This is a genomic window from Duganella sp. OV510 (assembly GCF_900100205.1).
GTDB lineage: Bacteria > Pseudomonadota > Gammaproteobacteria > Burkholderiales > Burkholderiaceae_D > Rugamonas.
The window spans coordinates 116192-130908 of the sequence record NZ_FNEQ01000007.1 but is presented as its reverse complement, the minus strand read 5'-3'; the positions used below and the strand labels follow the sequence as shown (position 1 = coordinate 130908).

The following is a 14717-nucleotide window of genomic DNA, read 5'->3' as shown; positions in this document are numbered from 1 at the left end:
ATCGTGAGTACCCTGAATCCCCAAGACGCTAAAGCATTCGGCAAGGTCGGTGTGCTGTTTGGCGGCCGCTCGGCGGAACGCGAAGTGTCGAATATGTCCGGCGCCGGCGTGCTGGCGGCGCTGCAAAGCAAAGGCATCGACGCGCATCCGTTCGATCCGGGCCAACGCTCGCTGGCCGAACTGGCGGCGGAAAAATTCGACCGCGTGTTCATCGCGCTGCACGGCCGCTACGGCGAAGACGGCAGCCTGCAAGGCGCGCTGGAACTGCTGGGCATTCCTTACACCGGCAGTGGCGTGATGGCCAGTTCGGTCGGCATGGACAAGATCACCACCAAGATCGTGTGGCTGAACGCCGGCCTGCCGACGCCGCGCTATGCGGTGCTGAACGCGCAGTCCGACCTGGCTGCCACCACTGCCGATCTGGGCCTGCCGCTGATCGTCAAACCGCCGCATGAAGGCTCGACCATCGGCATCACCAAGGTGAGTGAGGCCGCAGCGTTCAAGGCTGCCTACGACACCGCCGCAGCTCTGGACGATTCGGTGTTGGCGGAAGAATTTGTCACCGGTCGCGAGTTCACGGTCGCCATCCTGGGCAGCGGCGCCAACGCGCGTGCGCTGCCGATCGTGGAAATCGTGGCGCCGGAAGGCAATTACGACTATCAGAACAAGTACTTCACCGACGACACCAAGTACCACTGCCCGGCCGCGCTGCCAGACGCGCTGACGGCGGAGATGCAACGTATCGCGGTGGAAGCCTACCGCACACTTGGCTGCGAGGGCTGGGGGCGCGTCGACGTGCTGTTGCGTGAACGCGACCACAAGCCATTCCTGCTGGAGGTGAATACCTCGCCAGGCATGACCACGCACTCGCTGGTACCGATGGCGGCGCGCGCGGAAGGCATCAGCTATGAAGACCTGTGCGTGGAAATCCTGCGCAGCGCACGCCTGAAGATGAAGGGGTAAGCAGTAGATGTGGCATGACGTGAAGGCTTTGAATGCTACCGCCAGCGGCCTGTTCGCGCTGACGATCCTGGCATGCATAGCATCCGGCGTGTGGTGGGTGTCGCAGCGACCGATGTTTAACCTGCGCACGATTCGTATCGAGAATATTGCGAACGAAGATTTGAGGCATGTGAATCACCTGACGTTGCGTAACAATGCGCTGAATCGCATCAAGGGCAACTTCTTCACCACCAACCTGGATGCAGTGCGCCAGGCGTTCGAGTCGGTGCCGTGGGTGCGTCGCGCCACGGTGCGACGCGAATGGCCGGACCAGCTGATCGTGGCGCTGGAAGAGCATGAGGCACTGGGTACGTGGGGCGAGGATGGCCGGCTGTTGTCGATCAAGGGCGATGTGTTCACCGCCAACCTGGCCGAGGCGGAAGAGGACCATGCGTTGCCGGCGTTCGACGGGCCGGAGGGAAGTGAGAAGGAAGTGCTGTCGCGGTACGCCGAGTTGCGCAGCTGGTTTGCGCCGCTGAAGCTGATACCGCAGACGCTGTCGCTGTCCAGCCGCTATGCGTGGACGGTGACGCTGGATAGCGGAATGAGCGTGGCGCTGGGGCGGGAACAGACCAGCGCCACATTGAAGGAAAGGGTGGACCGCCTGGTGGGGATTTATCCGCAACTGGTGGAACATCTGCCGAATATAGACACGATAGACATGCGGTATCAGAACGGTTTGGCGTTGAGCGCGCAAGGATTGAAGATTCCGGCGGAAGGCGCAAAACCAAAACCAAAACCATTGGCAAAAAAACCGACACCAAAGCATAACTAGCAGGCAGAAAAGAAATGACTAAAGACGCGAAAAACCTGATCGTCGGCCTCGATATCGGCACCTCCAAGGTGGTGGCGGTGGTGGCCGAGGTGATGGGCGATGGACGCCACGAAGTGATCGGCCTGGGCCAGCACGAATCGCGAGGCCTGAAGAAGGGCGTGGTGGTCAACATCGAAGCGACCGTTGAATCGATCCAGCGTGCGCTGGAAGAAGCGGAGCTGATGGCCGACTGCAAGATCCGCAATGTGTACGCGGGCATCGCCGGCAGCCATATCCGCAGCTTCAATTCGAGCGGCATGGTGGCGATCAAGGACAAGGAAGTGACGGCGACCGACGTAGCGCGCGTCATTGAAACGGCAAAGGCGGTTAACATTCCGACCGATCAGCAATTGCTGCACACCGTACCGCAGGAGTTTATCGTCGACAGCCAGGAAGATGTGCGCGAGCCGATCGGCATGAGCGGTATCCGCCTGGAAGTGAAAGTGCACATCGTCACCGGCGCCGTTTCGGCGGTGCAGAACATCGTCAAGTGCGTGCGCCGCTGCGGCCTGGAAGTGTCGGACCTGATTCTGCAACCGATGGCTTCGGCCGACGCGGTGCTGACCGGCGACGAGAAGGAACTGGGCGTGGTGCTGATCGACATCGGCGGCGGCACCACCGACGTGGCGGTGTTCTCGGATGGCGCCATCCGCCACACGGCGGTGATCCCGATCGCCGGCGACCAGATCACCAACGACATCGCGATGGCGCTGCGTACGCCGACCGGCGAAGCGGAAGAGATCAAGATCCGCTACGGCGTGGCCAAGCAGGTGCTGGCCGATCCGGGCGAGTCGCTGGAAGTGCCGGGCCTGGGCGATCGCGGTCCGCGCAACCTGTCGCGCCAGGCGCTGGCGGCGGTGATTGAGCCGCGCGTGGAAGAGCTGTTCGCGATGGTGCACCAGGTGGTGCGCGAATCCGGTTATGAAGGCGTGCTGTCCTCGGGCATCGTGCTGACCGGCGGCACCTCGATCATGCCGGGCATGGTCGAGATGGCAGAAGACATTTTCCTCAAGCCGGCGCGCCTGGGCACGCCGGACTACCGTGGCCAGCTGGCCGACGTGGTGCGCAGCCCGCGCTACGCGACCGTGCTTGGCTTGCTACAGGAAGCGAAAAAGCAGTACCTGCGTGGGCACATCGTCACGCGGCAGGATGGTTCGGTGAAGGCGGTCTGGCAGCGCATGAAGGAATGGTTCCTCGGGAATTTCTGAGGCAGGTACGTAACAACGAAGTACGAACAAACGCAAATTTTTTTATATTAAACCGCAGTTTTCAATCTCCAGTTCTCCTACAATTATGAGGACTGGCGCTTGAAAACCGCATTCTGATAGGGAGTTACATCATGGAGTTCGATATGGTCGATAACGCAGCTTTGGGCACCGTCATCAAGGTCGTCGGCGTCGGCGGTGCGGGTGGCAATGCGGTGCAGCACATGATCAACAAAGGCATGTCCGGCGTGGAATTCATCGCCGCGAATACCGACGCGCAGGCGCTGTCGACCTCCAAGGCCGACAACATCATCCAGATCGGTGACACCGGCCTGGGCGCTGGCATGAAGCCGGATGTCGGCCGCAAGCTGGCGGAAGATTCGCGCCAGCGCATCGAAGATTCGCTGCGCGGCGCGCACATGGTCTTCATCGCTGCCGGCATGGGCGGCGGCACCGGCACCGGCGCTGCGCCGATCGTTGCGGAAGTGGCGAAATCGCTGGGCGCGCTGACCGTGGCCGTGGTGTCGAAGCCGTTCTCGCACGAAGGCCAGAAGTGCATGGACATCGCTGACGAAGGCCTGGAGCAGCTGTCGGCCAATGTCGACTCGCTGATCGTCATCCTCAACGAAAAGCTGGAAGAGATCTACGAAGACGAATCGCTGATCGAATGGCTGCAACACGCTGACGATGTGCTGAACAACGCCGTTGCCGGTATCGCCGAGATCATCAACGTGCCAGGCCACATCAACGTCGACTTCAACGACGTGAAAACCATCATGGGCGAGCAGGGCAAGGCGATGATGGGCACCGCCACCGCCGCTGGCGTCGACCGTGCACGCATCGCTGCCGAGCAAGCTGTGGCTTCGCCGCTGCTGGACGGTGTCGACCTGTCGGGTGCACGCGGCGTGCTGGTCAACGTCACCGCATCGCGTGGCCTGAAAGGTAAAGAAATCAAGGAAGTCATGGCTGCCGTGCGCGCCTTCGCTGCGCCAGACGCATCGATCGCACAAGGTATCGCCTACGACGACGAGATGGGCGACAGCATCCGCGTGACCGTGGTGGCCACCGGCCTGGGCAAAGCCAAGAAACACGTGCAACTGGTACCGCAGCAAATGCTGCGCACCGGCACCCACAACAGCCCGATGATGCCATCGGCTGCGATGGGCGGGGCGGCGGCAGCGCAAGGCATGTCGATGGGCGCCACCGGCGGCATGGGCGGCGGCGCGGCACCAGCGTTCGACGGCATGAAGGCGCCGGCGGTATGGCGTCGCGAGTCGGCATCGGAGCAAGTGCGCGCGATGGAGAAGAACGGCATGGAGACCTACGACATTCCAGCCTTCCTGCGCAAACAGGCCGATTAAGGCATACTTCGGGTTCTACCCAAGGAAAGAGCCGCACCTTGGTGCGGCTCTTTTTATATTTATAAACAGGAGTTATCCATGACCATCAAGATCGGCGACAAACTGCCGGAAGGCACGCTGTCCGAATTCATCGAAACCGAAACCGAAGGCTGCGCGCTCGGCCCGAACACTTTCAACGTGCAGGATCTGGTCAAGGGCAAGAAGATCGCCATCTTCGGCCTGCCAGGCGCCTACACCCCGACCTGCTCGGCGCAGCACGTGCCAGGCTACGTCAAGCTGGCAGCCGAGCTGAAAGCCAAGGGCGTGGATGAGATCTGGTGCGTCTCGGTCAACGATGCGTTCGTCATGGGCGCATGGGGCCGCGACCAGAAAGCCACCGGCACCGTCCGCATGATGGCCGACGGCAACGCCGCCTACTCGAAAGCGCTGGGCCTGGATGCCGACTTCAGCAAGTTCGGCATGGGCACCCGCTCGCAGCGCTACTCGCTGCTGGCCGTCGACGGTGTGGTCACCCAGCTCAACATCGAGCAGGGCGGCAAGTTCGAAGTCTCCAACGCTGAAACCCTGCTGGGTCAGCTGTAAAAGCAAACGGCGCCTCTGGCGCCGTTTTCAATTTTAGGCGTATATTTGCAGCATGACGCAAGCTCTGATCAATCCGGCACTGATGACCTGGTCGCGCCGCCGCGCGGGCGTGAGTGCGGCCGAACTGGCGGAAAGCATTACCGTCAAAGAAGACAAGGTGAGGGCGTGGGAGGCCGGTGAAGCCAAGCCGACGTTTCGTCAGGCGCAACAATGGGCAGATCGCTTGCATATTCCATTTGGCTTCCTGTTCCTCAACGAGCCGCCGCATGAAGTGCTTCCGCTGCCAGATCTGCGTACTGTCGGCAGTGCCAAGCCACAGCCGGCTAGTCTGGATTTGCTGGATACCGTGCGTGATGTTCTGCGTAAGCAGGAATGGTATCTGGAATACCTGGCGGAGCAGGAGCGTGCGCCTTTGTCTTTCGTTGGCAAGTTCTCTACCGCCGCGCCAGTAGTACAAGTAGCGGCGGATATACGCGCCGTGCTCGGCGTGCGTGATGTGCCGGCGAATGGCGATCAATATATGCGTGCACTGATTGCCGGAGCCGATGCTGCGGGAATCCTGGTCATGCGTAGCGGGACGGTGGGCTCCAACACGCATCGTAAGCTGGATGTCGGGGAGTTTCGCGGCTTCGCAATCAGCGACAAATTTGCTCCTGTTGTCTTCATCAACATTGCGGACGCACCAGCGGCGCGGTTATTTACCTTGCTGCATGAGTTGGCGCATATCTGGATCGGCAGTAGTGGTATTTCCGATGCGGCACTAGTTGCTCATCGTCAGGAAGAAGCATACTGCAACGCTGTCGCTGGAGAGTTCCTCGTCCCGGCAGCGAAGTTCAAATTGCTATGGCGCGAAACTGACGACTGTTACGCGCGGTTGCCAGAACTGGCTGCTGCATTTCACGTCAGCCGCTTGGTAGTTGCGCGCAGGGCATGCGATCTCGGCCTTTTATCGCGCGAAGATTACGCTGAATTCTATGTGGCCGAGCTCAATGCCTACCGTGCGCAAAAGAGTAACGGCGGTAGCTTCTACCGTACAGCAGATAGCAAGAACAGCAAGCGTTTCAGCCGCGCCGTGCTATCTGAAGCTTTGAGTGGAAGGCTGTTATTAAGAGAGGCGGGGAGGCTGCTAGGCATCCAGCCTGCCAAAGTCCGCACATATGCTGAAAAGATAGATGAGTGAACTATCTCCTTGATGCCAATACATTTGTGGAAGCCAAAAACCGTTACTACAACATGACGGTTTGCCCTGCTTATTGGAGTTGGATCTTGCAACAAAGAACGTTGAATCAGGTGGCAAGCATCTCCATGGTTGGAGATGAACTGAAGAAAGGAGACGATGAACTCGCGGTATGGGCTAAAGACCACGCAGAGTTGTTTCTTGAAGTACATGACGAAGCCACACAACAGTGCTTTGCGATAGTCGCTGAATATGTTGTTACCCACTCGGCGAAAATGAAAACAGGCGCGGTCGAAGATTTTCTGTCGGGAGCCGATCCCTGGCTTATTGCCAAAGCGATGACGACTGGCTGCACAGTCGTCACGCACGAACGTCATCATGCCGATGTGACAAAGAAATTTCTCATTCCGAATGTATGCGATGTCTTCGGCGTGCAATGGATGAACACTTTCGATTTGCTGTATAAATTGGAGGCCCGCTTCGTGTTGATAAATCACCCGCCTCACACCAGTTGAAAAGTGCGAGGCAGACAAGGCTTAGTCAACGATCTTTTTGATTTCTATGCTCTTCAGCCAGCGCACATGGCGCGGGCCGGTGCGCAGGTCTTTGGTGGAGATCATGGCGATGCGGCCTTCGTCGTCGGCGAGGGCTTTGCCGTCTTTTTCAAAGAAGATCAGCACACCTTCGCCGATCGGCGAGTTGAATACTTCGGACCACGAGTACACCACGGCATAGCCATCGCTGGCGGTGGCGATGATGGCCATTTTCTTGACGTCGTTGTGGTTGCCCGCGATGACCTTGGCGCGGTCCAGCAGCGCGCGCAGCGTCACACCGTTGCGGTTGTCCTGCTGTTCCAGCGGGAACTGACGCAGGTCTTTCACCTCCAGCTTCAGCGGATGTTCCACCGCGCCGCTGACGGTCAGTTCCGTCGTGACGTATTTGCTGGCGTTGCTCAAGTCCGGGTGGGCCCAGGCCGTGCTGGCGCATAGCGCGACAGCCATCAGCATCTTGTGTAGTTTCATGGTCGCTCCTTAGTAGCGGTAGTTGATGTTGCCGAACCATTGGCGGCCGGCGCTTGGGAAACCGTCTGCCAGCGCGTAGTTCTTGTCGTTCAGATTGGTCATGCCAGCTTCCACCGACACCTGCTTCACCGGACGATAGGCCAGCTTCAGGTTCAGCGTGGTGAAGCCTGCCAGCTCGACGCTGTTCGAGGCCCAGCGGCTGCTGTTGTGTTCCGCGTAGGCGATTACGTCGAGGTCGCCGCGTGGATGCAGCAGCGCTTGCGCGGTCAGCTTCTGCTTCGGCACGTCGGTCAGACGCGTGGACGGCGAGCTGACGTTTTTCAGTTCGGTGTAAGTGTAGGCGGCGCCGATGTCGGCCCACTTGTTCAGCGCCGTGCGCGCATCCACTTCAAAGCCGGAGGTGCGCACCTTGCCGATATTGCGCATCTGCGATTTGTTGCCGGAGACATTGGCGACCGCCTGGATCTTGTCGTCCACATCGCTATAGAACAGCGCCGCTTGCAACTGGCCGCCTTGCCATGGCTGGCCCTGATAGCCAATCTCGTAGTTGCGCGCGCGTTCCTGACGCAACGCCGGATTTTCGATGTAGGTGCCGAGGCGCTGCGAGTAGCGGTCCTTCAGCGTCGGCAGGCGCGATTTCTGCGCGATGGTGGCGTACAGCCGGTCGTTGCTGGTCAGGTCGTGGAACAGGCCGGCCTGCCAGTCATGCGCGGTTTTCTTGTCCGGCAGCGAGTAGGCGTTGCCGCTGCTGAAGACGTCCTTCGGTTTCATCTGATGCATGCCGGCGCCCAGCGATAGCATGGTGGCCGGCGTCAGCTGCACGTTGTCCTCCAGCGCATACGACGTCAGTTCATCCTTGAAGATGGACATGACGGCGTCCAGGGCATCGGTCTCGACGTGCTTGTCCAGCTTGTAGTGGGTAATCAGGCGCAGCGTATGCTGGTCGAGCCGGCGCGATTCCAGTTCGATGGAAGCGCCATTGGTCCAGTCCTTGTAGATGCTGCGGCCGGTGCCGACGCTGCCGGAGCCGGAGGTTTTCAAGGTGGTGTAGCTGCCATTGGTATAGCTGTCGACTTCATTGCCGTAAGTGTCGTGGTAGGCGCGCACTTTCAGCGTTTCCTTGTCGCTCAAGGCAGTGCGCGAGATGAAGTACAGGCTTTCCTTGTCCCAGTACGGCCATTTCCAGTAGCGCGCGGTGCCTGGATCGGTCGATGGCGGCTGGCCTTTGACGCCGTGCTGCTTGTAGTAACTGAGCGCGTACTCGTCGCTGCCGGTCGGCGTCCAGCCGAATTTCAGCGATACCTTGCTGTCGCGGCGATAGGCGTTGTTGCGCGAGCCGCCGTCTTCGGTGGCGGTAGGCTTGAAGTCGGAGGAGAGCGGGAAGGTGTCGGCCTGGTCATACGATGCACCGGCCTGCATATACCACCGGCCCTGGTTGGTGCCGACGTTGGTGGAGGCGATGCGTCCGCTGCCGCTGCTGAAGCCCAGCATGGCGTCCGCTTCCAGCGCTGCTTTCGGCTTGCGCGACACCAGGTTGATGGCGCCGCCCAGCGCGTTCGGTCCATACGACATCGAACTAAAACCTTTGGCGACCTGAATCCCGGCCAGGTCGGCGGTGCTGAAGCGGTTGAAGTCGACATAGCCGTCATACGGCACATACACCGGGATGCCGTCGATATACAGCGGCACCTGGCGTGAATCGAAACCGCGCACCGCAATCGTTTTCTCATTGCGCGAATTGGTCGACAGCGTAATGCCGGACAGCAGGTTCAGCGCATCGCCGACATTCTCGCGATTGAACTCGCGCATCTCCTGGCGGTTGACCAGCGACGACACCTGGTCCCTGCCGATTTCGCCCACCTCGCTGCGCGCGCCGCTGATGAAAAATGAAATACGGCAGCGGTCGATAGGTCAAAGTAACTAGAACTTGACCGCGTGCCAGCGACAGCGCAGTTATCGTCGGATAAGATGCTTGCATGGCCATTCCCACTTCCCGGGTGGAGTTACTGCAGGCAATCTCCACCAATTTCAACCGACTGATCGCCGACCTGGCGCAAGTTCCGATCAACCGAGCGCGCGAGGCCACGCTGGATGGACACGCCGCAGCAAGCCGCATGAGCCCCGCCGACCTGGTGGCATATCTGCTGGGCTGGAATACGCTGGTCCTGTCATGGCTGGAGCGCGATGATCGCGGGTTGCCAGTTGATTTCCCCGAGACCGGCTTCAAGTGGAATGCGCTGGGAAGGCTGGCGCAAAAGTTCTATGACGACTACCGCGAGCTAAGTTATTCGCAATTGCTTGAGGCGTTGATCGACGTCAAAGGGCGGCTGGTCGACAGCATTGCCAGCCGAACGGATGCAGAACTGTATGGCTGCCCGTGGTACGGCAAGTGGAGCAAGGGGCGCATGATCCAGCTGAATACCGCTTCGCCGTATGCGAATGCGCGCGGGCGCATCCGCAAATGGCTCAAGGCTTAGCGTTAGCAGCGTCGATGCGGGCGCGCATGGCCGGCGTCATGTGGACCTGGCGTTGGGCGTCGACCATCAGCACTTCTTTCAGGTCGAGCTTGTCGGCCATGGCTTGCCAGCCTTCGGGGCCGGTGATGAACAGCGGCTTGGAGTGGCCGTCCGAGCGCAGGCCGGGATCGCGGCCGCCACTGGCGATGATGGTCACCGACGCCACCAGGTCGATCGGATAGCCGCTGCGCGGATCGATGATGTGCGGGCGGCGCTTGCCGTCCTTCATGAAGTAGCGCTCATAATCGCCGCTGGTGCCGATGGCTTCGTTGTCGCGCAAGGCGATCTGCGCCACCGTGCCTTGGCCGCGCGGATCGCGGATACCGACTTGCCATGGCCGTTCGCCCGGCTCGCCGATGGCGATGACATTGCCGCCGATATTGACCAGCGCCGCCTTGACGTGCGCCTCGCGCAGCAGCGTGGCGGCGCGATCCAGCGCATAGCCTTTGGCATAGCCGCCCAGGTCGATCATGACAGCGCTGTTGACGCTGGTGATGATGTTGCCGTTGTAGCGCAGGTCGGACAGCGAAGGATGCGCATCCACCCAGCGCTTGATCTCGGCATCGTCCGGCCCTTGCGCGCCGATGTCATTCTTCTGGAAGCCCCACAGCCGTATCAGGTGGCCGATAGTGGGATTGAACAGCAGGCCGGAACGTACCGACAGCTTCTCGGCCGATTTGAGCAAGCCGACCATTTCAGCGTCGGCGCGGAACGGCTGGCCGTTGGCGATGCTATCGTTGAGTGCGGTCAGCATGCTGGGTTCCCAGGCGTGGAACTTGCGGTGCAGGCGGTCGAATTCGCGCAGCACCTCATCTCCAAGCAGGTCGGCGCGCTGTTGCGATCCGCCGTAGATGGTGATGGAAACCGTGGTGCCAAACACATGGCCCTCGGTTTTGTAGAGACGCTCGTCACTGGAGCAGGCGGTCAGGAATAGCACGAAGGCCAGCAGGGCGCGGGTGAACATGGTGTTTCTCCGGATGTGGCCACCGCGCACGGGCGGCGGCCAGCGGTCTTGGTTACCTTATTTACCTTAGTTACTCTTGGCGATCATATAGTCGACCAATGCCTTCATTTCATCGTCCTTCAGGCCCGGATTGCCGCCGCGTGGCGGCATCATTTTCACGCCGGAGATGGCGCTGGTGTACAGCGCTGGCTTGCCCTTGGCGATACGCGGTTTCCATGCGGCCTTGTCGCCGACCTTCGGTGCGCCCATGATGCCGGCGCCGTGGCAGGCCGCGCAGGTGGTGGTGTAGGTTTTCTCGATCTTGGCGGCGTCCGGTGCGGCGCTGACGGACGTGGCGGCGGCCAGCATGGCTGCCAGTACAAGTAGCTTCTTCATAGTCTATCTTTCTTCAAAGTGAACCGGCAAAAGCGCCGGGATAAAAAAGGATCGTTGCTCCCTGCGAGGACAACGTCCAAACCGTCTAGTGCTCCATGCCGTGCGCCGGCATGCCGCCGCTGGTGCTGTTCAACATCGACAGCGTGATCTGGTCGAAGCGCAGCACCTTGCCGCCTTGCTTCTCCACGAACGCTTCGGCGTCAGCCTGCTGGCCGAAGGAGGCGATGGTCGCTCCCATCGAACCCTGAGCCTTGCTGCCGATGACATACAAGGCGTCGCGTGCGGGTATCCAGTGGCCTTTCGGCTTCTGCCAGTCGGCCTTGCCCATGTCTTGCACATAGAAGCTGCTGGTGGCGCGATGCTGTTCCGGCGCCAGCATTTCGCCCAGCAGTTCCATCACATCGCAGAAGTAGTCGGTCTTGCCATCGACGAAGCGGATCTGCGCCTTGGGGCCGGGGAAGTCGCGCAGCAGCATGCCGTCCAGCGCGCAGGCGGCTTCGTCGGATGGATCGATGGCTGGCAGGCTGGTGGTCGAGTGCGTGCAGGCGGCCAGCACGAGGGTGATGGCCAGCCCGCTCCAGCGCAGGCGGGTGGGTTTCATGAAAATCTCCTGAGGGCGATAGAAAACGGTAAAACGATCCAGGCCAGCATCACACCCGCCAGCAAGGCCGGATGGGTCCAGCTTTCGGGCATGACGGTGGCCAGGCCGTACATGGCCTGGGCCTGGTCGGAGCTGAACACGTTCAGCAGGCGGAACACGTCGGCCGGGTTCAGCATCAGCAGGGCGGCGAACAGCTCGCTGCTCAACTTGCCCTGGCTAAGCACCATGATGCCCATCAGCAGCAGGTCAAACACCAGCACGAACAGGAACCACAGCGTCAGCGCGATGCCGCTGGCGCGGATGCGGTCGCGCGTGCTGACCGAGACCAGCATGGCGATGCTGAGGAAGGCCAGTCCCATCAGCACGGCGCTGGCGACGAATTGCGTGTAGCGCCAGCCCTCGGCCACGGTCAGCTGCGAAAACAGCGGCAGCAGGCCGGCGCCGAAGCCGATGGCGGTGGCGCTGGTCAGCGCCCCCGCCAGGCCGAGGTATTTGCCGAGCAGGACTTCCAGCCGCGTCACCGGCATCGACAGCAGCAGCTCCAGCGCACCGCGTTCGCGCTCACCGACGATGGCGTCGTAGCCGAGTATCAGCGCGATCAGCGGCACCAGGTAGATGACCAGGCTGGACAGGCTGGCGATGGTGGCGTCGATGCTGTGAAAGCCCACCTGTCCCTGCTGCGCCGCGCCGAAGTAGGCGATGGCCAGCGCGAACACGGCAAACACCAGCGCCACCGCCAGCACCCAGCGGTTGCGCAGGCGATCGCGCCATTCCTTGGCGGCCAGCACGCCGACCTGCCGCCATTCAATGCGTGCGTGCATGGGCGCCTCCGTAGCCGAGAAATACTTGTTCCAATGTCGATTCCTGCATCGCGATGTCCTCGGCGCAGACGGCCAGTTCGCGCAGCACGGCCATCTTGCCGGCGCTATCGCAGCGCACGCGCAGTTGCTCGCCCTGGGCTTCCAGTTCCAGCGGCTGCGGCAGCGCGGCCAGCGCCACGCGCGCGGCAGCCTGCAAGTGCAGCGGGACGATGGCGGCGATGGTGAGTGCCAGCGGCGCATCCATGCCGGCGCGCAGTTGCGCCAGCGTGCCCTGCGCGGCGACCTGGCCGCCCTGCATGATCAACAACTGGTCAACCCGGTGCTGGATCTCGGCCAGGATGTGCGAGGTGATGACGATGGTGGCGCCGCGCTCCTGCACGTCGCGCAGGATGGCGTAGAAATCGGCAATGCCTTGCGGGTCCAGCCCATTGGTCGGCTCGTCGAGGAAGATGATGTCCGGCTCGCCCAGCAAGGCTTGGGCGAGGCCGAGGCGCTGGCGCATGCCTTTCGAGTAAGTCTGCACCTGGCGGCCGGCAGCATGCGTCAGGCCCACCAGTTCCAGCAGGGCCGGGCAGGCGGCGCGTGGAATGCGCTTCAGGTCAGCGAAGAAGTGCAGCACTTCCTGGCCGCTGAGATTGTCATAGGTGACGAAGCTTTCCGGCAGGTAGCCGATGTGGCGGCGCGTCTGGCGGAAGGCCGCTTCGGCGGCGTTCTGGCCCAGCACGTGCAGCGTGCCGGCCGATGGCGTGATCAGGCCGAGCATCAGCTTGAACAGCGTGCTCTTGCCGGCGCCGTTGTGGCCGATCAGGCCGAACAGGGCGCCGCGCGCGATGTCGAAGCTGACGTCCTGGAGGACGGCAAAAGCGCCATAGCGGTGCTGGATGCCGCGCAGGCTGACAGCGGCGTCAGTGGGTGTCGGTGCGGGGGACGATGTCATTCCATTTCTTCCAGTTCTGTGAGAGCGGCCGCATGCGCGGATGGCGGTCGACCACGCTTGGTGCGCGCAGCAGCGGGAACTGGCGCGCGGCAAAGCGCAGCGTTTGCAGTGCCGGGCTGGCGCTGAGCAGCTTGAGCAGCGGGTATTGCCAGTTCAGGCGGTCGACCAGGTCGTTGGCTTCGTAGGACACGTCGCCCAGGCCGTCGGCGTTCTGGTCCCAGCCGCTGTAGTTGCTCCAGTAGTTGCCTTCCTTCTTGCCCCACTCGACGTCGCGCGCGGCGACGAAGCGCACCTGCTCGCGGTTGCCGATGAAGTCATTGCCATCGACTTCGTTGTTGGACGAGCCGGCCGACAGGTGCACGCCGGTGCGGTTGTTGATCACCAGGTTGTGGCGCAGCGTGTTGTATTCGGCGTCGTAGACGAAGAAGCCGCGGTCATTGCCGGCGACCACATTGTCTTCAATGATGGAGTCCTGGATGGTGCGCAGCATGATGCCGTGGTCGGTATTGCCCCACGAGATATTGCGGCGCACGGTCAGGCTGCGCACTTCCATCAGCGCCAGGCCGGCGCGGCTGAGGTAGACCTCGTTGTCTTCCCAGGTGCTGTGGTTGGTATTCATGTAGTGCGTGCCGTAGCGCACGTGGTGGATGCGGTTGTGGCGAAACTCGGCGTCGCGCGAGACGTCGACATAGATGCCGTCACGCGTGGTGCTGATTTCGTTGCCGATGACGCGCACGCCGCGCGTGTCGTACACCTGGATGCCGTTGCCGCGCTGCGCCGATTGCAGGTCGCGTCGGCCGGTGATGATGTTGTTCAGCAGGCGCGCGTCGTCCGCACCTTGCAGCCAGATGCCGAACAGATTGGCCACCAGTTGGCATTCGCTGATCTCCACGCGGTGCGCGCCGGGCAGGATGGTGATGCCGGCATTTTGCGCAGTCAGGTCTTCGCCGCTGTCGCGGATGATCAGGCCGGTGAGTTTGACGTCGGGAGCGGTGATGCGGATGGTGTCGCCTTGCCGCTGTCCGTTGATGGTCGGATGGCCCTGGCCTTGCAGCGTCAGCGGCTTGTCGATCAGCAGGCGTTCGTTGTAGCTGCCTGCGGTAATCAGCACGGTGTCGCCGGCTTGCGCGCGGGCGATGGCGGCGTTGATGGAGGTGCCGGGCTGCACTTGCAGCACGGCCGCCATGGCCACGCCGGGACCGGCGCCGGCAAGTGTCAGCGCCAGCATCAGGGCCTGCATCAGCGCGCGCATCAGCGGCCGGCATTGTCCGGCATGGCCTGCCACGGGGCGCGCCATGCCGGACAATGCCGGCCGCACGGCGCGGCGCGTGGCAGGCCAT

General features: G+C 61.8%; 16 protein-coding genes. 8 read left to right on the top strand and 8 right to left on the bottom strand.

Annotated elements, in window-relative coordinates; translation table 11 throughout:
- The first annotated feature begins 3 nt into the window (after window positions 1-3).
- The 7 genes from BLS51_RS18925 to BLS51_RS18895 all read left to right on the top strand — a co-directional run bounded on the left by BLS51_RS18925 (window position 4) and on the right by BLS51_RS18895 (window position 6656).
- Window positions 4-963, top strand: coding sequence for a D-alanine--D-alanine ligase (locus BLS51_RS18925; protein WP_090186398.1), 960 nt, complete (start codon window positions 4-6; stop codon window positions 961-963).
- Between the two features lie 7 nt (window positions 964-970).
- Window positions 971-1777, top strand: a complete 807-nt coding sequence (locus BLS51_RS18920; protein ID WP_090186395.1) for a cell division protein FtsQ/DivIB — start codon at window positions 971-973, stop codon at window positions 1775-1777.
- Between the two features lie 14 nt (window positions 1778-1791).
- Entirely contained in the window at window positions 1792-3024 is a 1233-nt protein-coding gene (gene ftsA / locus BLS51_RS18915; RefSeq protein WP_090186391.1) for a cell division protein FtsA, read from the top strand.
- A gap of 131 nt (window positions 3025-3155) precedes the next feature.
- Window positions 3156-4382 (top strand): cell division protein FtsZ, encoded by a 1227-nt coding sequence (gene ftsZ, locus BLS51_RS18910; RefSeq protein ID WP_090186387.1) that lies wholly within the window; start codon window positions 3156-3158, stop codon window positions 4380-4382.
- 78 nt (window positions 4383-4460) lie between these two features.
- Window positions 4461-4964 carry a peroxiredoxin gene (locus BLS51_RS18905; protein ID WP_090186383.1) on the top strand — a complete coding sequence of 168 codons (504 nt, stop codon included), beginning with the start codon at window positions 4461-4463 and terminating at the stop codon, window positions 4962-4964.
- 52 nt (window positions 4965-5016) lie between these two features.
- Window positions 5017-6144 (top strand): XRE family transcriptional regulator, encoded by a 1128-nt coding sequence (locus tag BLS51_RS18900; protein ID WP_090186378.1) that lies wholly within the window; start codon window positions 5017-5019, stop codon window positions 6142-6144.
- Window positions 6141-6656: a DUF4411 family protein gene (locus BLS51_RS18895; RefSeq protein ID WP_090186374.1), complete on the top strand. Its 516-nt coding sequence runs from the start codon at window positions 6141-6143 to the stop codon at window positions 6654-6656. Before BLS51_RS18900 ends, BLS51_RS18895 begins: the two co-directional genes overlap by 4 nt.
- Before the next feature lie 21 nt (window positions 6657-6677).
- Here the strand turns inward: BLS51_RS18895 and BLS51_RS18890 are convergent, their stop codons facing one another.
- Window positions 6678-7163 carry a sulfite oxidase-like oxidoreductase gene (locus BLS51_RS18890; RefSeq protein WP_090186371.1) on the bottom strand — a complete coding sequence of 162 codons (486 nt, stop codon included), beginning with the start codon at window positions 7161-7163 and terminating at the stop codon, window positions 6678-6680.
- A gap of 9 nt (window positions 7164-7172) precedes the next feature.
- On the bottom strand, window positions 7173-9023 hold the full coding sequence (locus BLS51_RS18885; RefSeq protein ID WP_229207644.1) for a TonB-dependent receptor plug domain-containing protein: 1851 nt from the start codon (window positions 9021-9023) through the stop codon (window positions 7173-7175).
- A gap of 116 nt (window positions 9024-9139) precedes the next feature.
- On the opposite strand from BLS51_RS18885, the gene BLS51_RS18880 reads away from it, so the two are divergent.
- On the top strand, window positions 9140-9640 hold the full coding sequence (locus BLS51_RS18880) for a ClbS/DfsB family four-helix bundle protein (RefSeq protein ID WP_090186367.1): 501 nt from the start codon (window positions 9140-9142) through the stop codon (window positions 9638-9640).
- Here the strand turns inward: BLS51_RS18880 and BLS51_RS18875 are convergent.
- From BLS51_RS18875 to BLS51_RS18850, 6 genes are all read right to left on the bottom strand, one after another.
- Window positions 9630-10643 (bottom strand): FAD:protein FMN transferase, encoded by a 1014-nt coding sequence (locus BLS51_RS18875; protein ID WP_090186363.1) that lies wholly within the window; start codon window positions 10641-10643, stop codon window positions 9630-9632. The two genes, BLS51_RS18880 and BLS51_RS18875, sit on opposite strands and share 11 nt — an antisense overlap.
- 66 nt (window positions 10644-10709) lie before the next feature.
- The gene (locus BLS51_RS18870; protein ID WP_090186359.1) at window positions 10710-11018 is read right to left on the bottom strand and encodes a c-type cytochrome; all 309 of its coding nucleotides are present in this window, start codon (window positions 11016-11018) and stop codon (window positions 10710-10712) included.
- An 85-nt stretch (window positions 11019-11103) separates the two neighbouring features.
- On the bottom strand, window positions 11104-11619 hold the full coding sequence (locus tag BLS51_RS18865; protein WP_090186355.1) for a nitrous oxide reductase accessory protein NosL: 516 nt from the start codon (window positions 11617-11619) through the stop codon (window positions 11104-11106).
- Entirely contained in the window at window positions 11616-12440 is an 825-nt protein-coding gene (locus BLS51_RS18860) for an ABC transporter permease (protein WP_217636464.1), read from the bottom strand. The genes BLS51_RS18865 and BLS51_RS18860 overlap by 4 nt, the downstream gene beginning before the upstream one ends.
- Window positions 12424-13377: an ABC transporter ATP-binding protein gene (locus BLS51_RS18855; RefSeq protein WP_090186352.1), complete on the bottom strand. Its 954-nt coding sequence runs from the start codon at window positions 13375-13377 to the stop codon at window positions 12424-12426. The genes BLS51_RS18860 and BLS51_RS18855 overlap by 17 nt, the downstream gene beginning before the upstream one ends.
- Window positions 13346-14629 carry a nitrous oxide reductase family maturation protein NosD gene (locus BLS51_RS18850; RefSeq protein ID WP_090187260.1) on the bottom strand — a complete coding sequence of 428 codons (1284 nt, stop codon included), beginning with the start codon at window positions 14627-14629 and terminating at the stop codon, window positions 13346-13348. Before BLS51_RS18850 ends, BLS51_RS18855 begins: the two co-directional genes overlap by 32 nt.
- Window positions 14630-14717 lie beyond the last annotated feature (88 nt).

Excerpts from the sequence above, each read along its gene's own strand:
- BLS51_RS18920 (WP_090186395.1), top strand. The coding sequence starts at position 971 with ATGTGGCATGACGTGAAGGCTTTGAATGCTACCGCCAGCGGCCTGTTC.
- ftsA (WP_090186391.1), top strand. The coding sequence starts at position 1,792 with ATGACTAAAGACGCGAAAAACCTGATCGTCGGCCTCGATATCGGCACC.
- ftsZ (WP_090186387.1), top strand. The coding sequence starts at position 3,156 with ATGGAGTTCGATATGGTCGATAACGCAGCTTTGGGCACCGTCATCAAG.
- BLS51_RS18905 (WP_090186383.1), top strand. The coding sequence starts at position 4,461 with ATGACCATCAAGATCGGCGACAAACTGCCGGAAGGCACGCTGTCCGAA.
- BLS51_RS18900 (WP_090186378.1), top strand. The coding sequence starts at position 5,017 with ATGACGCAAGCTCTGATCAATCCGGCACTGATGACCTGGTCGCGCCGC.
- BLS51_RS18890 (WP_090186371.1), bottom strand. The coding sequence starts at position 7,163 with ATGAAACTACACAAGATGCTGATGGCTGTCGCGCTATGCGCCAGCACG.
- BLS51_RS18880 (WP_090186367.1), top strand. The coding sequence starts at position 9,140 with ATGGCCATTCCCACTTCCCGGGTGGAGTTACTGCAGGCAATCTCCACC.
- BLS51_RS18875 (WP_090186363.1), bottom strand. The coding sequence starts at position 10,643 with ATGTTCACCCGCGCCCTGCTGGCCTTCGTGCTATTCCTGACCGCCTGC.
- BLS51_RS18870 (WP_090186359.1), bottom strand. The coding sequence starts at position 11,018 with ATGAAGAAGCTACTTGTACTGGCAGCCATGCTGGCCGCCGCCACGTCC.
- BLS51_RS18865 (WP_090186355.1), bottom strand. The coding sequence starts at position 11,619 with ATGAAACCCACCCGCCTGCGCTGGAGCGGGCTGGCCATCACCCTCGTG.
- BLS51_RS18860 (WP_217636464.1), bottom strand. The coding sequence starts at position 12,440 with ATGCACGCACGCATTGAATGGCGGCAGGTCGGCGTGCTGGCCGCCAAG.
- BLS51_RS18855 (WP_090186352.1), bottom strand. The coding sequence starts at position 13,377 with ATGACATCGTCCCCCGCACCGACACCCACTGACGCCGCTGTCAGCCTG.
- BLS51_RS18850 (WP_090187260.1), bottom strand. The coding sequence starts at position 14,629 with ATGCGCGCGCTGATGCAGGCCCTGATGCTGGCGCTGACACTTGCCGGC.